The 21,712-nt window shown below is 69.4% G+C and carries 20 protein-coding genes; 12 read left to right on the top strand and 8 right to left on the bottom strand.

From position 1 onward, the window contains the following. Positions 1 to 2 precede the first annotated feature (2 nt). The 3 genes from VFE82_RS08535 to VFE82_RS08545 all read right to left on the bottom strand — a co-directional run bounded on the left by VFE82_RS08535 (position 3) and on the right by VFE82_RS08545 (position 3,440). Positions 3 to 1,607, bottom strand: a complete 1,605-nt coding sequence (locus VFE82_RS08535) for a gamma-glutamyltransferase family protein (RefSeq protein WP_324999828.1) — start codon at positions 1,605 to 1,607, stop codon at positions 3 to 5. Between the two features lie 124 nt (positions 1,608 to 1,731). Further along, positions 1,732 to 2,541 carry an ABC transporter substrate-binding protein gene (locus tag VFE82_RS08540; RefSeq protein ID WP_324999829.1) on the bottom strand — a complete coding sequence of 270 codons (810 nt, stop codon included), beginning with the start codon at positions 2,539 to 2,541 and terminating at the stop codon, positions 1,732 to 1,734. Continuing rightward, positions 2,541 to 3,440, bottom strand: coding sequence for a metal-dependent hydrolase (locus VFE82_RS08545; RefSeq protein WP_324999830.1), 900 nt, complete (start codon positions 3,438 to 3,440; stop codon positions 2,541 to 2,543). The genes VFE82_RS08540 and VFE82_RS08545 overlap by 1 nt, the downstream gene beginning before the upstream one ends. Positions 3,441 to 3,533: 93 nt before the next feature. On the opposite strand from VFE82_RS08545, the gene VFE82_RS08550 reads away from it, so the two are divergent. After that, on the top strand, positions 3,534 to 4,271 hold the full coding sequence (locus tag VFE82_RS08550; RefSeq protein ID WP_324999831.1) for a heparan-alpha-glucosaminide N-acetyltransferase: 738 nt from the start codon (positions 3,534 to 3,536) through the stop codon (positions 4,269 to 4,271). A 109-nt stretch (positions 4,272 to 4,380) separates the two neighbouring features. Here VFE82_RS08550 and VFE82_RS08555 read toward each other — a convergent pair whose 3' ends face one another. From VFE82_RS08555 to VFE82_RS08575, 5 genes are read right to left on the bottom strand one after another with little or no spacing between them, the layout of a single operon-like run. Then, complete coding sequence (locus VFE82_RS08555) at positions 4,381 to 5,160, bottom strand: foldase protein PrsA (protein WP_324999832.1); 780 nt, start codon at positions 5,158 to 5,160, stop codon at positions 4,381 to 4,383. Between the two features lie 37 nt (positions 5,161 to 5,197). Further along, positions 5,198 to 5,464 (bottom strand): BolA family protein, encoded by a 267-nt coding sequence (locus tag VFE82_RS08560; RefSeq protein WP_324999833.1) that lies wholly within the window; start codon positions 5,462 to 5,464, stop codon positions 5,198 to 5,200. Positions 5,465 to 5,466: 2 nt separating this feature from the next. Next, positions 5,467 to 5,997: a septation protein A gene (locus tag VFE82_RS08565; RefSeq protein WP_324999834.1), complete on the bottom strand. Its 531-nt coding sequence runs from the start codon at positions 5,995 to 5,997 to the stop codon at positions 5,467 to 5,469. After that, entirely contained in the window at positions 5,994 to 6,404 is a 411-nt protein-coding gene (gene msrB, locus VFE82_RS08570; protein ID WP_324999835.1) for a peptide-methionine (R)-S-oxide reductase MsrB, read from the bottom strand. Before msrB ends, VFE82_RS08565 begins: the two co-directional genes overlap by 4 nt. After that, positions 6,401 to 7,888 (bottom strand): protein adenylyltransferase SelO, encoded by a 1,488-nt coding sequence (locus tag VFE82_RS08575; RefSeq protein WP_324999836.1) that lies wholly within the window; start codon positions 7,886 to 7,888, stop codon positions 6,401 to 6,403. Before VFE82_RS08575 ends, msrB begins: the two co-directional genes overlap by 4 nt. 179 nt (positions 7,889 to 8,067) lie before the next feature. Between VFE82_RS08575 and VFE82_RS08580 the strand changes: the two genes are divergently transcribed. From VFE82_RS08580 to VFE82_RS08630, 11 genes are all read left to right on the top strand, one after another. Continuing rightward, positions 8,068 to 8,352, top strand: coding sequence for a hypothetical protein (locus VFE82_RS08580; protein WP_324999837.1), 285 nt, complete (start codon positions 8,068 to 8,070; stop codon positions 8,350 to 8,352). Further along, positions 8,340 to 8,750, top strand: a complete 411-nt coding sequence (locus tag VFE82_RS08585) for an N-acetyltransferase (protein ID WP_324999838.1) — start codon at positions 8,340 to 8,342, stop codon at positions 8,748 to 8,750. Before VFE82_RS08580 ends, VFE82_RS08585 begins: the two co-directional genes overlap by 13 nt. Beyond that, entirely contained in the window at positions 8,747 to 11,242 is a 2,496-nt protein-coding gene (locus VFE82_RS08590; protein ID WP_324999839.1) for a hybrid sensor histidine kinase/response regulator, read from the top strand. Before VFE82_RS08585 ends, VFE82_RS08590 begins: the two co-directional genes overlap by 4 nt. Continuing rightward, a complete protein-coding gene (locus VFE82_RS08595) occupies positions 11,239 to 12,438 on the top strand; it encodes a hybrid sensor histidine kinase/response regulator (protein WP_324999840.1) in 1,200 nt (399 codons plus the stop codon). Before VFE82_RS08590 ends, VFE82_RS08595 begins: the two co-directional genes overlap by 4 nt. Positions 12,439 to 12,538: 100 nt before the next feature. Beyond that, positions 12,539 to 14,167, top strand: a complete 1,629-nt coding sequence (locus tag VFE82_RS08600; RefSeq protein WP_324999841.1) for a 3-(methylthio)propionyl-CoA ligase — start codon at positions 12,539 to 12,541, stop codon at positions 14,165 to 14,167. A gap of 139 nt (positions 14,168 to 14,306) precedes the next feature. Next, positions 14,307 to 15,542: a branched-chain amino acid ABC transporter substrate-binding protein gene (locus tag VFE82_RS08605; RefSeq protein ID WP_324999842.1), complete on the top strand. Its 1,236-nt coding sequence runs from the start codon at positions 14,307 to 14,309 to the stop codon at positions 15,540 to 15,542. A gap of 81 nt (positions 15,543 to 15,623) precedes the next feature. Beyond that, the gene (locus tag VFE82_RS08610) at positions 15,624 to 16,577 is read left to right on the top strand and encodes a branched-chain amino acid ABC transporter permease (protein WP_324999843.1); all 954 of its coding nucleotides are present in this window, start codon (positions 15,624 to 15,626) and stop codon (positions 16,575 to 16,577) included. Between the two features lies 1 nt (position 16,578). Next, entirely contained in the window at positions 16,579 to 17,880 is a 1,302-nt protein-coding gene (locus tag VFE82_RS08615; RefSeq protein WP_324999844.1) for a branched-chain amino acid ABC transporter permease, read from the top strand. Then, positions 17,877 to 18,680 (top strand): ABC transporter ATP-binding protein, encoded by an 804-nt coding sequence (locus VFE82_RS08620; RefSeq protein ID WP_324999845.1) that lies wholly within the window; start codon positions 17,877 to 17,879, stop codon positions 18,678 to 18,680. Before VFE82_RS08615 ends, VFE82_RS08620 begins: the two co-directional genes overlap by 4 nt. 76 nt (positions 18,681 to 18,756) lie before the next feature. Further along, complete coding sequence (locus VFE82_RS08625) at positions 18,757 to 19,452, top strand: ABC transporter ATP-binding protein (protein WP_324999846.1); 696 nt, start codon at positions 18,757 to 18,759, stop codon at positions 19,450 to 19,452. A 124-nt stretch (positions 19,453 to 19,576) separates the two neighbouring features. Next, positions 19,577 to 21,676: a 3-hydroxyacyl-CoA dehydrogenase NAD-binding domain-containing protein gene (locus tag VFE82_RS08630; RefSeq protein ID WP_324999847.1), complete on the top strand. Its 2,100-nt coding sequence runs from the start codon at positions 19,577 to 19,579 to the stop codon at positions 21,674 to 21,676. Positions 21,677 to 21,712: the final 36 nt, after the last annotated feature.

A 21,712-nucleotide genomic window follows, 5' to 3' on the forward strand; every position in this document is an offset into this window, starting at 1 on the left:
CCTCAGAAGCCGACCGGGTAGCCGTCCTTGCGGTGGTCCGAGGCGGCGATGTAGCCGTTGGCGGTGCGCAGCGCCAGCTGCGCCGATCCGAACTCGGTGTCGAACCGCCGGGCCACGGTGACCTCGTGGCCGCGGGCCTTCAGGCCCGCGATCGCCTCGGGCGGGAAGTTCCACTCGACCGCCACGGTGTGGTTGTCGTCCTTGACGCGCCAGCGCGGCGCATCGCTGGCTGCCTGCGGGTTCAGGCCATGCTCGGCGATGCGCACCGCCACCTGCACGTGGCCCTGGGCCTGCATGGAGCCGCCCATCACGCCGAAGGACAGGAGCGGCCGGCCATCCTGCGTGAGGAAGCCGGGGATGATGGTGTGGAACGGGCGCTTGCGCGGCGCGACCTGGTTGGGGTGCCCGGCCTGCAGGTTGAAGCCCCAGCCGCGGTTGTGCAGCGCGATGCCGGTGCCCGGCACGACCACGCCCGAGCCGAATCCCTTGAAGTTGGACTGGATGAACGACACCATCATCCCGCGCTGGTCGGCGGCGGTGAGGTAGACGGTGCCGCCGCTGTGGGGCGAGCCCGGCCGCGCGGGCGCCGCCCGGTCCGGATCGATCAGGCGGGCGCGCGAAGCCAGGTAGGCGGGCGCGAGCAGGTGTTCGGCCACCACGGGCTTCATCGCATCGGGATCGGCCACGTAGGCCTGCAGGTCGGCGAACGCGAGCTTCATCGCCTCGATCTGCAGGTGGTGCGACAAGGCGGTGTCGAGGCCGGCGGACCGGAGGTCCAGCTGCTCGAGCATGCCCAGCGCCATCAGCGCGCCGATGCCCTGGCCGCTGGGGCCGATCTCGTGCAGTTCCACGCCGCGGAAGCGCACCGACAACGGCTGCACCCAGTCGGCCTGGTGGTCGGCCAGGTCCTGCTCGTCGATCAGCCCGCCGGTGGCGCGGGCGTGGTCGGCGATCGCGCGCGCCAGGCCGCCTCGGTAGAAGTCGTCCCCCTTGGTCTGCGCGATGCGCTCCAGGGTCGTCGCCTGACCCGGGCAGACGAACAGTTCACCCGTCGCGGGTGCCGCCCCGGTCGGTGCGAAGGCGTCCCGGAAGCCCGGCTGCGCCAGCAGTTCGGGCACCTGTGCCTGCCACTGGCGGCGCACGGTGGGCGACACCAGGAAGCCCTCGCGCGCGTGGCGCAGGGCCGGCTCGAACAGCTCGGCGAAGGGGACGGTGCCGAACCGGTCCGACAGCGCACGCCAGGCCGACACGGCGCCGGGCACCGTCACCGAGTCCCAGCCGCGCAGCGGCATCGCGCCGTAGCGCGCGAAGTGGTCGGCCGTCCAGCGCCGCGGGGCCCGGCCGGAGGCGTTCAGGCCGTGCAGCCGCTCGCCGTCCCACAGGATCGCGAAGGCGTCGCCGCCGATGCCGTTCATGCACGGCTCGACGACGGTGAGCGTGATGGCGGTGGCCAGGGCGGCGTCGACCGCGTTGCCGCCGCGCGCCAGCATCAGGGCGCCGGCCGCGGAAGCCAGCGGCTGCGAGGTGCTCACGACGTTGCGGGCCAGCAGCGGCATGCGCTGCGAGGTGTAGGGGAAGTCCCAGAAACCGGGAGGGCTGGTGGTCATGCGGGCACCTGGCGAAGCTGACCGATTATCAGCTTGCCCGGGGCCCGCGCCACGACTGCCGATGCCCGGGCGCAAGTCCAGTTCAGCTCGAGCGGCTCGACTGCAGGCGCCGCCCGGGGAACGTTCAGCGCCGCGCCGCTGGCGCGACGGCGGCGCCTTCGATGCCGTGCCGCTGCAGCGCGGCCGCCACGAAGCCCGACGCCTTCATGTCCTCGATGAACGACGACAGCCAGGCCTGCGCGGCCGTGCGGCCCTTGGGCACGCCCATCGCCTGCTCGATCACCATGAAGCGCCCCGGCAGCAGCCGCACGCCGCCCACGCGCCTGGCGTCGGCCTCGAGCTGCTGCTTGACCCCGGCGGCGACCTCCAGGTTCTGCGCCAGGAACAGGTCGGTCACGGCCGGCGAAGTGGGGGCGCGCACGAGCGTGGCCTGGCGGATCTCGCGCGTGAGGTACAGGTCGTAGGCACTGCCGCGCCCCACCGCGATGCGGATGCCGGCGCGATCGACCTCCTCGTTGCGCTGCAGCGGCGAGCCGGCCTTCACCAGGTAGGCGCCTTCGATGATCACGTAGGGCGCGGTGTACTCGGTGTCGGCGGCGCGGACCGGATCGATGGCCACGAACGCCAGGTCGACCTTCCGGGCCCGGACCGCCTCCACCACCTGGCCGGCCGAGGTGAAGGTGACGAGCTCCACCGGGACTCCGAGCCGTCGGCCGGCCTCGCGCGCGAGGTCGACCGAGACGCCGCGCGGCTGGCCGTCCGGCCCGCGCGAGGCGAGGATGGGATTGCCATAGTTGATGGCAGCGCGCAGGGCGCCCGCGGGGGCGAGCTCCGCGCGCGCTGCCTCGGCCGGGGCCGCACCGGGCGCGCCCGCGCATCCGGCGAGCAGGCCTGCGCCCGCCGCCCCGAGGCACAGCATCCGGCGGCTCGGCATCAGAAATCGAGCTTCTGGCCGGGTTCCAGCGCCAGCATGCGCGGGCCGCCGGTGCCCAGTGCCTGGCTGAACTCGGCCGGAGTGCCGCGCAGCACGGGCAGGGTGCCGTAGTGGATCGGGATGGCGTAGCGCGGCCGGATCATCTCGCGCACCGCCAGGGCGGCATCCTGCGGGTTCATCACGAAGTGGCCGCCGATCGGGATCATCACGACGTCGGGCCGGTACATGTCGCCGATCAGCCGCATGTCGCCGAACACGCCGGTATCGCCCATGTGCCAGACCTTGAAGCCGTTTTCCATCTCGATGATGTAGCCCACCGGCTCGCCGCCGGGATAGACGGCGTCCTTGCCGGCGGCGTCCTTCCAGCCCAGCTCGGACGAATGCTCCGCGTGCACTGCGGTGATCTTGGGGCCGGTGGGGCCGAACGGCGCGATGGTGCCGCCCTTGCCGAAGCGCGGTGCCAGTTCGGCCGGCAGGATGCCCAGCGCCGCGACCGTCTGGCCCATGCCGGCCGGGCCGTACATCGGGGCGTTGTGCATCTTGGCCAGTTCGGGCGCGTCGGCGAAGTGGTCGAAGTGGGCATGGGTGACCAGGATCAGGTCGACCTTGCCGAGCGCGCCCAGGTCCTTGAAATTCGCCGGCGTCTTGGGATTGGTCTTGAGCCAGGGGTCGATCACGATCACCTTGCCACCAGGCGTGGTGATGCGCGTCGTCGCCTGGCCCAGCCAGGCGATCTCGGTCCTGCCGCTCGCGGCCGGCGCGGCACGCCCGGTGGCGGGCGTGGCCGCCGCCGCGGCGCCGGGGCCCATGGTGGAGGACGAAGACGTCGGTGCGTTCGCGGCGCAGCCGGCCAGCGCCAGGGCGGACACGAGCGCCGGGAGGGAGGCGGGTTTCAGCATGGGGAGCTCCTTGTTGTTGGCATGCCAGCGGATTGGAGCGCTCCCGGCGTGCCCGCCACCCACGGGGAAACCCGGGCCCTACACTTGCCCGCCATGCCGAGCACACGTTTCGACCGCCTGGATGCCCTGCGCGGCGTCGCCATCGTCTGGATGACGGTCTTCCATTTCTGCTTCGACCTCAACCATTTCGGCTGGCTCCGCCAGAACTTCCTCGCCGACCCGTTCTGGACCACGCAGCGCACCGCCATCGTCAGCCTGTTCCTGTTCTGCGCGGGCCTGTCGCAGGCCGTTGCCCACGCCCAGGGACAGGGCTGGCCCCGCTTCTGGCGGCGGTGGGCGCAGATCGCCGGCTGCGCGCTGCTGGTCACCGCCGGATCCTGGTTCATGTTCCCGCGCAGCTACATCTTCTTCGGCGTGCTGCACGGCATCGCGGTGATGCTGCTGGTGGTGCGCCTCACGGCCGGCTGGGGCCGCTGGCTGTGGCTGGCGGGCGCGGTCGCCCTGCTGCTGCCCTTGGCGTTCCAGCAGTTGCATGCGGCCTGGCCCGCGCTGGACTCCCTCAACCACGCGCCGCTGCACTGGCTGGGGCTGGTGAGCCGCAAGCCGGTGACCGAGGACTACGTGCCCCTGTTTCCCTGGCTGGGGGTGGTGTGGTGGGGCATGGCAGCGGGGCAGTCGCTGCTGGCGCGCCGGCGCGCGGTGATGACCGGTGCGCTCGCCGCCGGCGCGAATCCGCTGGCCTGGCTGGGGCGCTGGAGCCTCAGCTGGTACATGCTGCACCAGCCGGTGCTGATCGGCCTGCTGACGCTGGCGCAGCTCGCGCGGCGATGAGGGGTGGCGCGAGGGGGCCGGACGCCCTCGCGCGCCCCGCGCAAAAGCAAAGGCGGCCCGCAGGCCGCCTCGTCGCGCATTCGGGCTGGCGGCGCGTGCCGCCGACCGCTTACTCCACCTTGGCGGTGGTGCGCAGGTCCTGCTGGAACTTCGCGAGCTTCTGCTGCTGCAGCTGCTGCGCGATCTGGGGCTTGACCTCTTCGAGCTTGGGCAGTTGCGCCTCGCGCACGTCGTCCAGGCGGATCACGTGCCAGCCGAACTGGGTCTTGACGGGCTCTTGCGTCAGCTGGCCCTTGTTCAGCTTGATCAGGGCCTGCGAGAACTCGGGCACGTAGCTGGCGGCATTGGCCCAGTCGAGGTCACCCCCGTTGGCACCCGAGCCCGGATCCTTGGACTGCTTCTTGGCGACGTCCTCGAACTTCTGGCCCTTCTTCAGGCCGGCAATGATGTCGCGCGCCTGCTTCTCGTTTTCCACCAGGATGTGGCGGGCGCGGTATTCCTTGCCACCGTTGGCCGCCGCGAACTTGTCGTACTCGGCCTGGATGTCGGCGTCGGTGACCGGGTTCTTCTTCTGGTAGTCGGCGAACAGTTCGCGGATCAGCAGCGTCTGGCGCGCCAGTTCCATCTGCGAGCGGAAGTCGTCGCTGGCGTCCAGGCCGCGCTTTTGCGCTTCCTGCATGAAGATCTCGCGGGCGATCACTTCGTCCTTGATCTGATCGTTCATTTCCGCCGTGACCGGACGGCCCGACTTGGCAATCTGCGAGGCCAGCAGGTCGACGCGCGCCTTGGGCACCGCCTTGCCGTTGACGATGGCGACGTTCTGCGCGAAGGCGGGGAGGGTGGCGCAGACGGCGGCGGCGGCCACGGCCGCGAGGAGGTGCTTTTTCATGGGGGATTCCCTCTCAAGGGTCGAAACGGAAGCGGGATCAGGAGGTTTCGATGGCCAGCGCATGCACGCCGCCGTCGATGAAATCGCGCAGCGCATCATACACAAGGCGATGGCGCGCAATGCGGGGCTGGCCGGCGAACAGCGGGGAGTCGATCCGCACCCTGAAATGGGTGCCGGAGCCGGTGCCGTCGGCGCCCGCGTGGCCGGCGTGGGCGGCGCTCTCGTCGAACACTTCCAGCCGGGTCGGAGCCAGGCGTTCGACCAGGCGTTGCTGGAGCGCCTGTGCGGTGATGCCGGTGGCCATGGCTACTCGGTCTTCATGTACCGCGACAGGTACACGGCCTGGCCGATGACGAAGGCCGCCATCAGGCCGAGCCCGCCGAACAGCTTGAAGTTCACCCAGGTGTCGGTGTCGAAGCTGTAGGCCACCCACAGGTTGACCACGCCCATCACGGCGAAGAACGTGGTCCAGCTCCACGCCAGTGCGCGCCACGCCGGCTCCGGCAGGCTCATCTGCGCGCCCATCAGCGACTTGAGCAGGTTGCGACGGAACACCAGCTGCCCGATCGCGAGCGCCCCCCCCATGAGCCAGTACAGCACCGTGGGCTTCCACTTGATGAAGGTGTCGTTGTGCGCGAGCAGCGTCGCACCGCCGAACAGCACGATCACACCCAGGCTGAGCCATTGCATCGGCTCCACCTTGCCGGTGGACCAGCGCAGCCAGGCGATCTGGGCCACGGTCGCCGCGATGGCGACGCCGGTGGCGACCCAGATGTCGAAGACCTTGAAGGCGATGAAGAAGACGGCGATCGGAAGGAAATCGAGCAGCAGCTTCATTCGGTCTTCTGGAAGTCCAGGGAGGCGGAGTTCATGCAGTAGCGAAGGCCGGTCGGCGTGGGGCCGTCCGGGAACACGTGGCCCAGGTGGGCGCCGCACTGGGCGCACACCGTCTCGGTGCGCACCATGCCGTGGCTGGTGTCGCGGATCTCCCGGATCGAGCCGGGCACCGCCTCGGAAAAGCTCGGCCAGCCGCAGCCTGCGTCGAACTTGGTGACCGAGTCGAACAGCTTGTTGCCGCAGCAGACGCAGTGGTAGCTGCCGTCGGCCCAGACGGCCTCGTACTTGCCGGTGAACGGGCGCTCGGTGGCCGCGTGGCGCGTCACCTCGAAGGCGCCGCGCTCGGCACCCTTCTGCGCGAGAAGCGCCTTCCACTCGGCATCGGTTTTCTGGATCGGGTAGGTCATGAGGAGCAGCTGATCTCGATGTGGGTGGCCCAGTCGGGCGGAAAGCCTGCCAGGTCGTCGTGGCCCGGATGCTCGTCGAACGGCGCATGCAGCACGTCGAGCAGTTCGTCCACGCCGCCGAAGTCCTTCTGCCTGGCGCGCCGGATGGCCAGCTCGCCCAGGTGGTTGCGCAGCACGAACTTCGGATTGGTCCGCAGCATCGCGCGCCCGGCGGCGGCGCGGTCGGCAGGCAGCCGGGCCGAGTAGTCTAGCAACCAGGCGTCGAAGCCCTCGCGGTCCAGGAACAGGTCGCGCACCGGCTCGACGGGCCCGCCGGCGACGTGCTCGGACAGCCGGCGCCAGAAGATCGTGTAGTCGACCCGGTCCTTCGCCAGCCGCTGGAGCACGCCCTCGATCAGGGCGCGGTCGGCGTCCTGCGCGTCGGCCAGTCCCAGCTTGTCACGCATGCGGCGCTCCAGCTCGCGCGGGAACACGGTCTTGTACGACTCCAGCGCCGCGAGGGTGAGCTCCTCGTCGCCGATCAGCGGGAACAGCGCCTGGCCCAGGCAGAAGACGTTCCAGTACGCCACGTTCGGCTGCCGGTTGTACGCGTAGCGCCCCTGCTCGTCGCTGTGGTTGCAGATGTGGTTGGGGTCGAAGGCGTCCAGGAACTGGAACGGGCCGTAGTCGATGGTCAGCCCCAGGATGCTCATGTTGTCCGTGTTCATCACCCCGTGGCAGAAGCCCACGGCCTGCCACTGCGCGACCAGCGCAGCCGTCCGCTCGCTGACCTGCTGGAGGAAGTTGGCGTACGGATTGCCCGAGAGCGAGCCGGCCGTGCGACAGGCCGGGTAGTGGCGATCGATGACCTCGTCGGCCAGCCGGCGCAGCTCCTCCAGCGCGCCGCGGGCCGCGAAGTGCTCGAAATGGCCGAAGCGGATGAAACTTGGCGCGACGCGCAGCACGACCGCGGCGGTCTCCACCTCCTCGCGGCGCACCGGCGCGTCCGAGCCGGTGACGCTCAGGGCGCGCGTGGTGGGAATGCCCAGCCCGTGCATGGCCTCGGAGCCCAGGTACTCCCGGATGCTCGAGCGCAGCACGGCGCGCCCGTCGCCCATGCGCGAGTACGGCGTGCGCCCGCTGCCCTTGAGCTGCAGCTCCTGCCCCCCCGACGGTGTGTCGATCTCGCCGAGCAGGATGGCGCGGCCATCGCCGAGCTGTCCGGCCCAGACGCCGAACTGGTGGCCGCTGTAGACCGTGGCCATCGGACGGCTGCCCTCCAGCGGCAGCGAGCCGGTGATCGCCCGCACGCCGGCCTCGCTGGAAAGCAGCCCGGGGTCCAGCCGCAGCACGGCGGCCAGGCGGCGGTTGAGGCCGACCAGGTAGGGGGCGGGCAGCGGGGTCGGTGCCAGTTCGGTGAAGAACGCGGGGCCGAGGCGGGCGAACCCCTCGTGCCATCGGACGCCCAGGTCCAGCGCGGGTGCCGCATCGGTCAGGAAAGACATGGGGCGATTGTCCCCGTTCGACGCGCTTGGACGGCGGGCAGGGGCATTGCCGGGATCGCCTCCCGCCGGCCATCGCGACGGTTGGGTTCCAGAACGGCCGCGGATAATGGCGCATCAGCCCATCGGGTGATGACAAAGGGGGCCCGAGCCCCTAGGGAGTTGATTGCATGAGCTTGTCCATGGAAGCAGGCGCGGTCGCGCGCCCCGGTTCCGTCTACCCCGCCGCCGGCCTCGGCCTGCCGCCCCGCGCCGGTGTGCCCGGCGACGACCTGCGCGTCGAGGTCCCCCTCGAGCAGATCGGTTTCCGGCAGGTCGCGACGCCGGCCCAGCTGCGGCAGGTCGCCCACCTGCGCGAGAACATCGTGCTACCCGCCGAGCTCCGGGAGTCGCCGGCCTTCGCGCGGCTCGAAAAAAAAGAGACGAGCTGGGCGTGGTCGGCGCCTTCGAGTGCATGGGAACCCTGATCGGCACGATCCGGATGCTGCCCCTGAACCAGGGCCTGGCGCCCTGCGACGCCTTCCTGGACCGCCAGCCCGACCTGCCTGCCGGCATGCGCGACCACAGCTGGGAGGTCGGCCGCCTGGTGCTCGCCCCCCGATACCGCGCAGGGCCGGAGTTGCTTCGCCGCTGCCTTGCCTTGACACTGCTGCACATGGTGGATCAGGTGCCGGTGGAAAACATCTTCGCGTCCTGCAAGCCGGCGCTGGCCCGGCTGTACCGCCGGTTCGGCTACTCGGTGGTGGTCAAGGACGTGGGCGGCGGGGCGGGCGGCGAGCCCTATTCGCTCATCCACGGCTGCACGCCGGTGGTGATGCGGGCGGTCTGCGACCGGATGCCCCAGGGCGCGGGGGCGCTGCAATGAACCCGATCCGGCGCCTGTACGACCACTACCACGCCTACCACGCGTACGGCCCGCCGCGCCTGAAGTACATGGGCCTGCTGGGCATGCTGACCTTCTGCGCCTTCTACTTCCTGCGGTTCACCCGGCCCAATCCGCAGGTGCTGGACGACCTCGAGCTGCGCACCGGGGTCGTGCTGGCGATGCTGGCCCTGGGCCTGCAGGACCTCTGGCCGGCCCGCCTGAAGCCCTACTACATCCCGTTCTCGTACGCGGCGATGGTCTACAGCCTGCCGTTCTTCACGGTCTACACGGGCCTGGAACGCGGCGGCGGCGTGCCTGCGATCTCCAACGGCTTCATCTCGCTGTGCTTCCTGACCTTGCTGACCGACTGGCGCAACACCTTCGTGATGCTCGGCCTGGGCTCCGGGCTGGCGGTGGCGCTGTTCCGCCTCACGCACCCCGGCGTGCCGATCGCCGCCGACATGGTGGCGCAACTGCCCGCCTACCTGGTGATCGCCATCGGTGCCAACCTGTTCAAGTTCTCCACCGAGCAGATCGAGACCGAGCGCAAGCTGCGCGCCACCCAGGCGCTGGCGGGCTCGATCGCGCACGAGCTGCGCTATCCGCTGGCGCGCATCCGCTACAGCCTCGAGAGCATGCAGCGCGTGCTGCCGGTCCCCGGCGTCGGCGGCCAGGTCGCGCCGGTCGCACCGGCGGAGGTCGAGGCGCTGTACCGGCACCTGGCGCAGGGCGAACAGGCCATCGACCGCGGCCTGCAGGTGATCTCGATGACGCTCGAGGAGGTCAGCGCCAAGCCGCTGGACGAGGCGGGGTTCTCGTACCTCTCCGCGGCCGAGGTGGTGCAGAAGGCGGTGGACGAGTACACCTACGACAGCGAGGAGGCCCGCGGGCGCGTCGCCGTGCAGGTGCTGGGCGACTTCCACTTCCGCGGGGACGAGACGGCGTTCCTGTTCGTGCTGTTCAACCTGCTGAAGAACGCCTTGTACTACCTCGAGCCGTACCCGGGCACGCGGGTGGAGATCACCGTCGGGTCGCACCAGGTGAAGGTGCGCGACAACGGCCCGGGCATCGCGCCGGACGTGCTCGCCGGCCTGTTCGAGCCGTTCCGCTCGGTGGGCAAATCCGGCGGCACCGGCCTCGGGCTGGCCTACTGCCAGCGCGTGATGAAGGCGTTCGCCGGCGAGATCCGCTGCGAGTCGCGGCAGGGCGAGTTCACCGAGTTCACCCTGCGCCTGCCGCCCATCGGCGAGGCCGAGCGCGAGCTGCACCGGTTGTCGGTGCTGGAGGCAGCGCGCGCCAGCCTCTCGGGCAAGCGCCTGCTGCTCGTCGAGGACGACGCCGCCCAGCGGGTGACCACCCGGCACAAGCTGCGCCCGCTCGGCCTGCAGGTGGACGAGGCGCCCGACGGCCAGCGCGCGCTCGACCTGCTGGCCCGTCACGCCTACGACCTGGTGCTGCTGGACCTGCAGATGCCGGTGCTCGATGGCTACCAGGTGGTCCAGCGCGTGCGGCAGGGCGAGGCCCCTGCCAACCGCTACGTGCGCATCGTGGCCCACACCAGCGAACCGGTGCACGTCGCGCGGGTGAAGACGCAGCGCGCCGGCATGGACGGCTTCATCAGCAAGCCCTGCGCCCAGCTGCCGCTGGCCCTGGCGCTGCAGCGCGCGCTGGCGCGGCGGCCGTCCCCAGCCGTGGACCGGCCGCTGCGGGACCGCCGCCTGCTCCTGGCCGACGACAGCCCTTTCAACCGGCGCGCCGTCAGCGCGTACCTGCAGGAAGCCGGCGCCACGGTGGTGGAGGTCGAACATGGCATCGCGGTGCTGGACGAGCTCGGGTCGGGGCAGCGGTTCGACGCCGTGCTGATGGACCTGAGCATGCCGGGCCTGGATGGTGTCGAGGCCGCGCGTGCGATCCGCGGCAGCGGGCGACCGTGGGCACGCGTCCCGATCGTGGCGCTCACCGCGCATTCCGATGCCCCGGCGATCGACGCCGCCCGCAGCGCCGGCATGGATGGTTTCCTGGTCAAGCCGGTCGACGCCGGCCTGTTGTACGACTCCCTCGCATCGGTGCTCGCGGGCACGCGCGCGCTGCCGCTGCCGGAAGCGCAGCCGCCCGCAGCGCCGCCGCCGGTGGAAGGGCCGCTGCTGAACGTCGCACGCCTGGAGAGCTACCAGCGGCTGGGACTGCTGGACGAACTGCTGGCCGACTACCTGCCCGAGATCGCGAGGCTCGTGGAGGTGCTCGCCGATGCCGTCCAGCGGCAGGAGCTCGACCAGGCCCGCGACGCGCTGCATTCGCTCCTGGGCATGAGCGGCGAGGCCGGCGCGCAGGCGCTCTACCACCACGTGCGGCGCATCTACGTGCCGGTGCTCGAGCAGCGCAGCTGGCCGCAGGACAGCGGCTGGCTCGCGCAGCTGCGGACGCTGGCCGGCCGCACCGAGCAGGCGCTGCGCGACTACGGCGCGCGGCAGGATCCCGCGAGGATCGCTTGAGCCACCCCGCCATGCCCGCGCACGCCCAGGGCGTGCTGTTCGTCGACGACGAGGCGCCGTCGCGCAAGTGGTTCGCGCGCTGCTTCGGCGGCGAGTTCGAGGTGGCCACGGCCGGCAGCGTCGACGAGGCCCTGGCCACCCTCGCCGCGCGCGGGCAGGAGTTCGCCGTGCTGGTCACCGACTACCGCATGCCGCAGCAGGACGGCATGAAGCTGCTGCGCACCGTGCAGCGCGAGCACCGCCATCTGGTGCGCCTGCTGGTCACCGCCTATGCCGAGAAGGACGTGGCGATCGCGGCGGTCAACCAGGGGAGGGTGCTGCGCATCCTGGAGAAGCCGCTGGAGGACGAGCCCACGCGCGAGGCCCTGCGCGAGGCGCTCGCGCTGTCGCGCAGCCAGGCGCTGGAGCGGGCCCTCAACGAGGGACGCGTGTCGGCGCTGCGCGAGACGCTGGGCTTCCTGGCGCACGAGTTGAACACGCCGCTGGCCACCGTCCGGGGCTGCGTCGCCAGCGTGGCGGCCCGCCACCGGCCGGCCGGCGCGGCCGACCACGGCGCCGGCCCCAGGCTGGTGCAGTTCGAGGAGGACCACCCGGGGGATCTGCTGGCCGCCCTGGAGCGGGCCGAGCGGCGCGCGCTCTACTGCCAGTCGCTGGTCGCGACGTTCCTGCAGTCCGCCCGCGACGCTTACCCGGGGGCTGCGCCCCAGACGGTCAGCGCGTCGGCCCTGCTGGAGGCGCTGATGGCGGAGTTCCCGTTCGAGCGCGACGAGCGTGTCTGGGTCTGCGCAGAAGTGGAATCGGATTTCCGCCTGCCGGGCCGGCGCGACCTCTTGTACCTGGTGCTGTGCACCTTGACGAAGAACTCGCTCCAGGCCTTGCGCGGCCGCCCGGACGCCCGCCTGGCGGTGCGTGCCGGCTGCGAGCCGGGGGCGCAGGGCGCGCGCGGCTGGATCCGGTTCACCGACAACGGCCCGGGCATCGCGCCCGACGTGCTGGCGCGCCTGACCCGCGAGCCGGTCACCACGCGCGGCACCGGGGGCAACGGCATGGGCCTGCTGTTCTGCCAGCGCGTGATGCAGTCGGCCGGCGGCATGGTGCGGGTGGAGTCCACCCTGGGGCAGGGCACCACGGTCGTGCTCAGTTTCGAGCGGGCGGTCGACCCCGTCCTGCCGGTGGTCCCGGCCCGCCCGGCCTGACCGCCGGGCGCCGCGGGCGCGCGTCTGCGGGCTTTCCCGGAGACGCCGCGTTCGCCTTAGCATGGGCGCCTTTCCCAGCCGTACGCCACAAGGAGACACCATGCTCGGCCTGATGCAAAGCCAACCCCTGCTGATCTCGTCGCTGATCGATTTCGCCGAGCGCCACCACGGCGACGCCGAGATCGTGTCGCGCCGGGTCGAGGGCGACATCCACCGGTACACCTGGCGCGATGTCGCCCGGCGTTCGCGGCAGGTGGCGCATGCGCTGGACCGGCAGAACCTGCTGTTCTCCGACCGCGTGGCGACGCTCGCCTGGAACGGCTACCGGCACCTGGAGCTGTATTTCGGCGTGTCGGGCTCGGGCCGCGTGCTGCACACCATCAACCCGCGCCTGCATCCGGACCAGATCGCCTGGATCGCCTGCCATGCGGAGGACCAGGTCCTGTGCTTCGACGCCAGTTTCCTGCCCCTGGTGCAGGCGGTGCATGCGAAGTGCCCGAGCATCCGCCAGTACGTGATGCTGTGCGACAGCGGCAAGCTGCCGGCCGACACGGGCGTCCCGAACCTGGTGGCCTACGAGGACTGGATCGGCGGCCACCCGACGACGTACGACTGGCCCAGCTTCGACGAGAACTCGGCTTCGAGCATGTGCTACACGAGCGGCACCACGGGCAATCCGAAGGCGGCCCTGTACAGCCACCGCTCCACGCTGCTGCACGCCTACGCGGCGGCGTTGCCCGACGTCATGGGCCTGTCGGCGCGGGACTCCGTGCTGCCGGTGGTGCCGATGTTCCACGTCAACGCCTGGGGCATCCCGTATTCCGCGGCGCTCACCGGCTGCAAGCTGGTGTTCCCGGGGCCGGCGCTGGACGGCAGGTCGGTGTACGAGCTGATCGAAGCCGAGAAGGTCACCTACGCGGCCGGCGTGCCCACCGTGTGGCAGATGCTGCTGGGCCACCTGAAGCCGAACAACCTGCGCTTCTCCACCCTGCGCCGCACGGTGATCGGCGGCTCGGCCTGCCCGCCGGCCATGATCCATGCCTTCCGCGAGGAGTACGGCGTCGAGGTGCTGCACGCCTGGGGCATGACCGAGATGAGCCCGCTCGGCACCCTGTGCACCCTGAAGAACAAGCACCTGGAGATGCCGCCCGAGGAGCAGATGAAGATCCGGCTCAAGCAGGGCCGCGCCATCTTCGGCGTCGACCTCAAGATCGTCGGCCCCGAGGGCGCCGAGCTGCCCTGGGACGGCAAGGCGTTCGGCGACCTCCACGTGCGCGGGCCCTGGATCGTGCGCGAGTACTTCAAGGGCGAGGGCGGCGACCCGCTGGTGGACGGCTGGTTCCCCACCGGGGACGTCGCCACCATCGATGCCGACGGCTACGTGCAGATCACCGACCGCAGCAAGGACGTGATCAAGTCCGGCGGCGAATGGATCAGCTCGATCGAGATCGAGAACATCGCCATGGCACACCCGGCGGTGCAGATGGCCGCGTGCGTCGGCATGCCGCACCCGAAATGGGACGAGCGGCCCATCGTGGTGGTGGTCAAGCGACCGGGCGCCGACGTCACGCGAGAGGACATCCTGAAGTTCTACGAAGGCAAGACCGCCAAGTGGCAGGTGCCCGACGACGTGGTGTTCGTCGACGCCATTCCCCTGGGAGCCACCGGCAAGATGCTCAAGACGCGGCTGCGCGAGACGCTGCGCGACTACAGGCTGCCGACCGCCTGACCGACGCTGCCCCATTGCCCCGGCGCGATGCGTGTCGCCTGGGCGATAGGGGAGGGGGTGCCTTACGGGCATTCCCTGAGCGGTGCACTGCAACATTACTTGTACCCTCCGGGCGTTCCATCCCACCCAGGAGACAACGATGAAATTCGCAATGCGACTGGTTGCAGTGTCCGCCCTCTGCGCGGTGTCGACACTGGCCGCGGCCCAGAAGGGCGAGACCGTCAAGCTCGCCTGGCTCGACCCGCTGTCCGGCCTGATGGCCGCCGTCGGCACCAACCAGCTCAAGACCTACCAGTTCCTCGCCGAGGAGTTCAACAAGAAGAACCCGGCTGGCGTGAAGTTCGAGATCATCGGCATCGACAACAAGCTCAGCCCCCAGGAGACCACCGCGGCGCTGCGCTCGGCGATGGACCAGGGCGCCCGCTACGTGGTCCAGGGCAACGGCTCGGGTCCCGCGCTGGCGATCATCGACGCCATCGAGAAGCACAACGAGCGCAACCCCGGCAAGGAGGTCGTGTACCTCAACTACGCCGCGGTCGATCCCGACCTGACCAACAGCAAGTGCAGCTACTGGCACTTCCGCCTGGACGCCGACACCTCCATGAAGATGGAGGCCCTGACCACCTTCATGAAGGACCAGAAGGACATCCAGAAGGTCTACCTGCTCAACCAGAACTACTCGCACGGCCAGCAGGTGGCCAAGTACGCCAAGGAGAACCTCAAGCGCAAGCGCCCCGACGTCCAGATCGTCGGCGAGGATCTCCACCCGCTGGCGCAGGTGCGCGACTTCTCCCCCTACATCGCCAAGATCAAGCAGTCGGGCGCCGACAGCGTGATCACCGGCAACTGGGGCTCCGACCTGGCGCTGCTGATCAAGGCGGCCAACGACGCCGGCCTGAACAACGTCAAGTTCTACACCTACTACGGCACGGTCAGCGGAACGCCCACGGCCATGGGCGCCAACGCGGCCGGACGCGTCTACCAGGTCGGCTACGGCCACTACAACATGGGCGGCGACATCGAGCGCCTGAGCGTGGCGTTCAAGAAGCGCTTCAACGAGGACCTGTACACCTCGGCGGCCTACCACGCCTACACCATGCTGTCCGAAGCCTTCGTGAAGGCCAAGAGCACCGAGCCGGTGAAGGTAGCGGCCACGCTGGAGGGCATGCGCTTCAAGAGCTTCAACGGCGACGTCGAGATGCGCAAGACCGACCACCAGATGCAGCAGGGGCTGTACGTCTCGCGCTGGGAGAAGGCTGGCGGCAAGTTCCCGATCGACGCCGAGAGCACCGGCTACACCTTCGTGCCGGTCAAGTACTACGAGCCGTACGTCGCGAGCACGCCGACGTCCTGCCAGATGAAGCGTCCGTCCTGAGCCGGGGCGCGCCGAGGGCGCGCTCCCGCGTGCGGCCCGGCCCGACCCTCGATCGGGCCTTTTTTTTGACGTCGGAGGACCATGAATTCGGAGTTCGTCACCATCTCGCTGCTGAACGGGGTGAGCTACGGCCTGCTGCTGTTCATGCTCAGCTCGGGCCTGACCCTCATCTTCAGCATGATGGGCGTGCTCAACTTCGCGCACACCAGCTTCTACATGCTGGGCGCCTACCTGGCCTACACCGTCTCCGGCGTGGTGGGCTTCTGGCCTGCGCTGCTGGTGGCGCCGCTGCTGGTGGGCGCGCTGGGCGCGCTGTTCGAGCGCTACAGCCTGCGGCGGGTGCACAAGTGGGGACACGTGCCGGAACTGCTGGTGACGTTCGGGCTGTCCTACCTGATCCTGGAGCTGGTGCAGCTGATCTGGGGCCGCTCGGCGGTGCCCTACGGCCTGCCGACCCAGCTGCAGGGGCCGCTGTTCACGTTGTACGGCACGCAATTCCCGAAGTCGCGCTCCTTCATCATGCTGGTCGCGCTGCTGATGCTGCTCGGGGTCTGGCTGCTGCTCACGCGCACCCGCATCGGGCTGGTGATCCAGGCGGCGCTCACGCACCCCGACATGGTCGAGGCGCTCGGCCACAACGTGCCGCGCGTGTTCATGCTGGTCTTCGGCGGCGGCGCGGCGCTCGCCGGGCTGGCCGGGGTGATCGGCGGCAACACCTACGTCACCGAACCGGCCATGGCGGCCTCGGTGGGGTCGATCATCTTCGTGGTGGTGGTGGTCGGCGGGATGGGCTCGCTGGCCGGCGCATTCCTCGCGTCGCTGCTGATCGGTGTCGTGCAGACCTTCGCGGTGGCGCTCGACCATTCGGCCGCGTCGCTGCTCGCGGCGGCCGGCGTGCAGGTCACCGAACAGAATTTCGCCTATCCGCTGCTGTCGCTGACCATCTCGCAGATCGCTCCCATCCTGCCTTACCTGTTCCTCGTGCTGATCCTGATCTTCCGGCCCAAGGGCCTCCTCGGCAAGCGGGAGGACTGACATGGCCACCACCAAGACCCACTACAGCTTCACGCCGCTCAACATCGGCCGCTACGTGATCTGGTCGCTGTTCGCGCTGGTGCTGGCCGTGGCCCCGCTGGCGTTCAAGAGCAGCCTGGCGCTGACCATGCTCTCGCAGATCGGCTACCTGGTCGTCATCTGCCTGTCGTACAACATCCTGCTGGGGCAGGGCGGCATGCTCAGCTTCGGCCACGCCGTGTACGTCGGGCTGGGATCGTTCATCGCCGTGCACGCGATGAACCTGGCGTCCAAGGGGGCGATCCCGCTGCCGCTGGTGTTCATCCCGCTGGTCGGCGGCCTGGCGGGCCTCTTCTTCGCGGCGCTGTTCGGCTTCGTGACGACCAAGAAGTCGGGCACCACCTTCGCCATGATCACGCTGGGCATCGGCGAGCTGGTGGCCTCGATGGCCCTCATGTTCCCCGGCTTCTTCGGCGGCGAGGGCGGCGTGACCACCAACCGCGTGTACGGCAGCAAGCTGTTCGGCGTGTCGTTCGGCCCGCAGATCCAGGTCTACTACCTGATCGCGGTCTACTGCTTCCTGTGCACCGCCGCGATGTACGCCTTCACCGGCACGCCGCTCGGGCGCATCCTGAACGCGGTGCGCGACAACCCCGAACGCGTCGAGTTCGTGGGCTACAACACCCAGCGGGTGCGCTACTTCGCCTTCATGGTCGCCGGCTTCTTCGCCGGCATCGGCGGCGGGCTGGCGGCGATCAACTTCGAGATCGTGAACGCGGCCGACAGCCTCTCGGGCATCCGCTCGGGCGGCTACCTGCTGTTCACCTTCCTGGGCGGCGCGATCTTCTTCTTCGGCCCGATGATCGGCGCGGTGCTGCTGGTGTTCGCGTCGATCCTGCTGTCGGAGCTGAGCAAGGCATGGCTGCTGTACCTGGGCCTGGTGTTCCTGTTCATGGTGATGTACGCGCCAGGGGGCGTGGCCAGCCTGATCATGATGAACCTGCGGGTGGCCAAGTTCGGCAAGCTGCGCACCCTGTGGGTGTCGTACCTGGCGCTGGGCGGCACCGCACTGTTCGCCATCTTCGGCATCGCGGCGGTCGTGGAGATGATCTACCACATCCAGCTGAATTCGGCCCTCGGTCCGGTGGTGCCGTTCATGGGGGCGCGGCTGGACACGCATTCGGTGGACGCCTGGGCCGGCGCGGTGTTCGTGCTGGTCACGGCCATCGGCCTGTTCGAGGTCGCGCGGCGGGCGTTCAAGCGCCAGTGGGACACCACGCAGGAAGAGATCGAGCGCGAGATCAAGCGGCGGGAGGCACTATGAATGCGGCAGAGCGCGCGCCGGCGGCCGGCGCCTGGGCGCTGGAACTGAAGGGCCTGCGCAAGAGCTTCGGCAAGACCGACATCATCCGCGGGGTCGACCTGCAGGTCGCTGCGGGCGAGCGCGTGGCCATCATCGGGCCGAACGGCGCGGGCAAGTCCACGCTGTTCAACCTGATCAGCGGCCGGCTCGTGCCCTCGAGCGGCGAGGTGCTGCTGAACGGCCAGCGCATCGACGGCAAGCGGCCGTTCGAGGTCAACCGCCTGGGCCTGTCGCGCAGCTTCCAGATCACCAACATCTTCCCGCGCCTGAGCACCTACGAGAACCTGCGCTGCGCGGTGCTCTGGAGCCTGGGCTACCGCTACACCTTCCTGCGCTTTCTCTCGCAACTGGACGACGTGAACCGGCGCGCCGACGAACTGCTGGAGATGATCCACCTGGAGCGCAAGCGCGACGTGCTGGCCACCAACCTGACCTATGCGGAGCAGCGTGCCCTGGAGATCGGCATCACCATCGGCGGCGGGGCCAACGTGATCCTGCTGGACGAACCGACCGCCGGGATGAGCAAGAGCGAGACGCGCCGCTTCATCGAACTGATCAAGGAAGTGACCGTGGGCAAGACGCTGCTGACCGTCGAGCACGACATGGGCGTGGTGTTCGGCCTGGCCGACAAGATCGCGGTGGTGGTCTACGGCGAGGTGATCGCCTTCGACACCCCGGAGAAGGTGCGCGCCAACCAGAAGGTCCAGGAAGCCTACCTGGGCTCGCACATCGCCGACGCGCAGGCGGGAGGTGCGCGATGATCCGGCGCACTTGGCATCCCACCGCGCCACGCACCGGCCGCGGCTGCCCGGTGTGCGCCCTGGCACGGAGAACGGCATGCTGAAGATTGACAACCTGCACGCCTACTACGGCAAGAGCCACGTGCTGCATGGGGTGCACTTCGACGTGCAGCCGGGCGAGATCGTCGCACTGCTGGGCCGCAACGGCTCGGGGCGGTCCACCACCGCCAAGGCCATCATGGGCATGGTCGACTGCACTGGCGAGGTCCACTGGAAAGGCCAGCAGATCCTGGGCCGCAAGGCGTACGAGATCGCCCACCTGGGCATCGGCTACGTGCCCGAGAACCGCGACATCTTCCCCAAGCTCACGGTGCACCAGAACCTGCTGCTGGGCGAGAAGCGCAAGGGGTCCAAGGGGCGCTGGTCGTTCGACGACATGTACACGATGTTCCCGCGCCTGAAGGAGCGCCAGCACACCGAGGCGGGCGTCCTGTCGGGCGGTGAGCAGCAGATGCTCACGCTCTGCCGCACCCTGATGGGCGACCCCGACCTCATCATCATCGACGAGCCCACGGAAGGGCTCGCCCCCAAGATCGTCGAGCTGGTCGGCGAATACCTGCGCAAGCTCAAGCAGCGGGGGGTGTCGGTGCTGCTGATCGAGCAGAAGCTCACCATCGCGATGGCGATCTCCGACCGGGCGCTCGTCATGGGCCACGGCAGCATCGTGTTTCAGGGGACGCCTGACAGCCTGCGCGCCGATGCCTACACTCGGAAGGAATGGCTGGAGGTGTGAGGCCCGGGGCTTGTCCCAACTGAGACAAGCCCGCATTGCACCGCAGCATCGGGTTCCTACAATCGCTGCCGAAGCGAACGACCGTTCTTTTTCCTTCCCGAATCCCATCTTCAGGAGACCGCCCATGTCGGCTGACTACAAGGTGCACGGCGACGTTGCCGTGATCACGATGAACAACCCGCCCGTCAACGGTCTGGGCCTGGCCACCCGCCAGGGCATCACGGCGGGCCTGGAGCAGGCGGTCGCCGACCCGGCGGTCAAGGCCATCGTCATCACCGGCGCCGGCAAGGCCTTCTCCGGTGGCGCCGACATCAAGGAGTTCGGCTCGCCCAAGGCGATCGCCGAGCCGAACCTGCTGTCGGTCATCCTGGCGATCGAGAACTCGCCCAAGCCGGTGGTCGCGGCCATCCACTCCGTCGCGATGGGCGGCGGCCTGGAGCTCTCGCTGGGCTGCCACTACCGCATCGCCGCGCCCGGCGCCAACATCGCGCTGCCCGAGGTCAAGCTGGGCCTGATCCCGGGGGCCGGCGGCACCATGCGCCTGCCGCGCGTGCTGGGCGTCGAGACCGCGCTGAACATGATCGTCTCCGGCGAGCCGGTCAAGAGCGAGCTGCTGGCGCAGCAGCCGGGGCAGAAGCTGTTCGACAAGATGGCGTCCTCGCCCGAGACGTTGCTGGAAGAGGCCCTGGCCTTCGCCCGCTCGGTGGCCGCCGCGCGGCCGCTGCCGCGCGTGCGCGACCTGCCCAGCAAGCACCCGATGGGCGACGCCTACTTCCAGTTCGCCCGCAACATGGTCAAGGGCATGGCCAAGAACTTCCCGGCACCGGTCAAGTGCGTCGACGCCGTCGAGGCCTCGACCAAGAAGAAGTTCGATGACGGCATGCTGTTCGAGCGCGAGATCTTCATGAATCTCATGCTCACGCCAGAGAGCCGTGCGCTGCGCCACATCTTCATGGCCGAGCGCGCCGCCTCCAAGGTCCCGGACGTCCCGGAAGACACGCCCAAGCGCGCGGTCAAGTCGGTCGGCGTCATCGGTGCCGGCACCATGGGCGGCGGCATCTCGATGAACTTCCTGAACGCCGGCATTCCGGTGACCATCCTCGAGATGAAGCAGGAGGCGCTCGACCGCGGCATCGCCACCATCCGCAAGAACTACGAAGCGCAGGTCAAGAAGGGCAAGCTCAAGCAGGACAAGCTCGACCAGCGCATGGCCCTGCTCAGGACGACCCTGAGCTACGACGACCTGAAGGACTGCGACCTCGTGATCGAGGCCGTGTTCGAGGAGATGGGCGTCAAGCAGAAGGTGTTCGAGACCCTGGACGCCAAGGTCAAGCAGGGCGCCATCCTGGCCTCCAACACCTCGACCCTCGACGTCAACAAGATCGCGGCGTTCACCAAGCGCCCGCAGGACGTGGTCGGCATGCACTTCTTCAGCCCGGCCAACGTGATGAAGCTGCTGGAGGTGGTGCGCGGCGAGAAGACCGCCAAGGACGTCCTGGCCACCGTCATGGATCTCGGCAAGAAGATCAAGAAGACGGCCGTGGTCTCCGGCGTGTGCGACGGCTTCATCGGCAACCGCATGATCGAGCAGTACAGCCGGCAGGCCGGCTTCCTGCTGGACGAGGGGGCCACCCCGCAGCAGGTCGACAAGGCGATCGAGAAGTTCGGCTTCGCCATGGGCCCGTTCCGCATGGGTGACCTGGCCGGCAACGACATCGGCTGGGCGATCCGCAAGCGCCGGGCCGTCGAGCGCCCGAACATGCTGTACAGCCGCACCGCCGACAAGCTGTGCGAGCTCGGCCGCTTCGGCCAGAAGACCGGCGCCGGCTGGTACGACTACAAGGAAGGCAAGCGCGATGCCATCCCGTCGAAGCTGGTCGAGGACATGATCGCCGAGCACCGCAAGTCGCTCGGCGTCGAGCCGCGCAAGATCTCCGATGACGAGATCGTCCAGCGCCTGGTGTTCGCCCTGGTGAACGAGGCGGCGCACATCCTGGAGGAGGGCATCGCCTCGCGCGCCAGCGACATCGACATGGTCTACCTCACCGGCTACGGCTTCCCGATCCACCGCGGCGGCCCGATGCTGTACGCCGACCAGGTCGGCCTGTTCAACGTGATGCAGGCCATGAAGCGCTTCCAGCAGAACCCGCGCGACGATGCGACGTTCTGGGAGCCGGCGCCGCTGATCAAGCGCCTGGTCGCCGAAGGCAAGACCTTCAACTGATCGCCGCCGGGTCCGCGCGAGCGGACCCACCGCGGG

Origin of the sequence: Ramlibacter sp., assembly GCF_035655895.1 — a bacterium.
In the GTDB taxonomy this organism is placed as follows: domain Bacteria; phylum Pseudomonadota; class Gammaproteobacteria; order Burkholderiales; family Burkholderiaceae_C; genus Ramlibacter.